At 32.2% G+C, this 1,651-nt stretch carries 1 protein-coding gene; it reads right to left on the bottom strand.

Features of this window, described 5'->3' with window-relative positions; translation table 11 throughout:
- Positions 1-128 precede the first annotated feature (128 nt).
- On the bottom strand, positions 129-1,418 hold the full coding sequence (locus HMPREF9444_RS08930) for a hypothetical protein (RefSeq protein ID WP_009144100.1): 1,290 nt from the start codon (positions 1,416-1,418) through the stop codon (positions 129-131).
- Positions 1,419-1,651: the final 233 nt, after the last annotated feature.

The raw sequence follows: 1,651 nt of genomic DNA, 5'->3' as shown, positions 1-1,651 counted from the left end.
CTATTGTGAACAAAAAACAATCCACTAATATTCCTGCCCCAAATATAAAACTTCAAAAGCAGTTAAATAAGTGGATTGGTTCATTTAATTTAAATCAACTTGTTATTATTAAAGATGATCTGTTTTAATCATCTTCTTTCTTTAATACTGAAATCAAACACACCTCTTGTACTATCAAAATAACACCGTGCTTCCATTCCTATGGTTAAATTAAATGAGTTTTTGGCTTCAAACGGTAAAATTACCTCTACTGTACCAGCTTGGGACATATGATAATCGACACCAAAAGATGAATAATCAAAAGTGCTTGGGTGAGTCAAAGATTGTTTTGCGATTTCTGCACATACAGTTTCAAATCTTCCGCTGAAGCGACCTTCTGCTAAATATTCACTATCTGATATAGGCTTTTCCTTACTTTTTATATCGTTATCTGTCATATAAAATCTTTCACCATTTTTACACCCAGCCCAAAAAACCATTTCTTTTTTAGGAGTGCTTCTATTATCCGAAAGATTTACCTCTGTAACTATGTCACATTTGTCAGAGCTTGCAACTAATAACGCAAACTCTGGCATAAGTTTATTCATGGTTTCAACATTTTGCTTGCCCCATTTCTTATAAGTCTTAGGAAAAGCCTTTTGAGTATAAGAAACTATTGCACCATCAGCAATTTTAGAAGCAAGATCTATTTTCTTTTCTTCTTGTTTTTGTTCTTGTTGTTCCTGAGTTGTTGTAATATCGTTTTGAGTCTGTGTTTGTACCTTTGTCGGCTTATCTATTACAGCAATCATAAATAGAGGTAACCACAACACAAACAAGAAAACACTACAAAGAACTTTACCAGCCAATGCAAATCTTCTGCTTTTCCATAACAAAATCAAACCAATAGGATAAATAAAAAGTAATGCAAGTAAAATAAACCAGCCCTTTTTATAAAAAGGATCGGCATCATCGGAATTTGACGAAATCTTTGCATTTCCAATAGTTGTTGTTTTTCTAATTTCAATAAATTGTTTGTTATCAACAAAATTAGAATTATTTGAACTCGAAGAGTTTTGCTCTTTCCCTTCAGCAATTTCACCAAGAATAATTGGCTTCTTCTCTGGCTGTTTATAGGAATCTAAATTAAAATTCTTCTTAATAAAAGCTTCATACGCTATAGAATCAAGCTGAATTAAGCTTCTTTTCCCATCACGAAAAACAACATCAACTAATTGAGAATCATCACCTTTTGAAGGAACTACTTTATAAGATTGTATATGTTTGAGGTCTAAAGGAATTTCTATATCATTTTCATCAGCTGGAATATCTATCCCCGCAGCTTGGCGCTTTGTTGCTAAAATTACAGACAAAATAGTATTATCTATAATAACAAGACCTTCATAATCACCTGCGATAACTTTATTATTTGCAGACATAGGAACACCCGAAATATACAAATACGAACAAAATGACAAATCATTTTAACTATTAAAAAGATATAGCAATGATGTTTTTATGATGGACAAGATGATGGTCAAATTTAAATAATTAATTAAATAGCTTATAAAAACGTTATTCTTCGGCTCTCCCCTTTGAAATTTACAGTCTAGGTAAAATCGTCTTTAGATTTCTCTGCGCAAATCATCCCCGTGCGGTTTGAGTGCTTCTT

Origin of the sequence: Succinatimonas hippei YIT 12066 (assembly GCF_000188195.1) — a bacterium.
Lineage (GTDB): Bacteria > Pseudomonadota > Gammaproteobacteria > Enterobacterales > Succinivibrionaceae > Succinatimonas > Succinatimonas hippei.
This window is presented reverse-complemented; position numbering and strand designations above follow the sequence as displayed.

What these genes read in the sequence shown, in the direction of transcription:
- HMPREF9444_RS08930 (WP_009144100.1), bottom strand. Translation starts at nt 1,418, where the DNA reads ATGTCTGCAAATAATAAAGTTATCGCAGGTGATTATGAAGGTCTTGTT.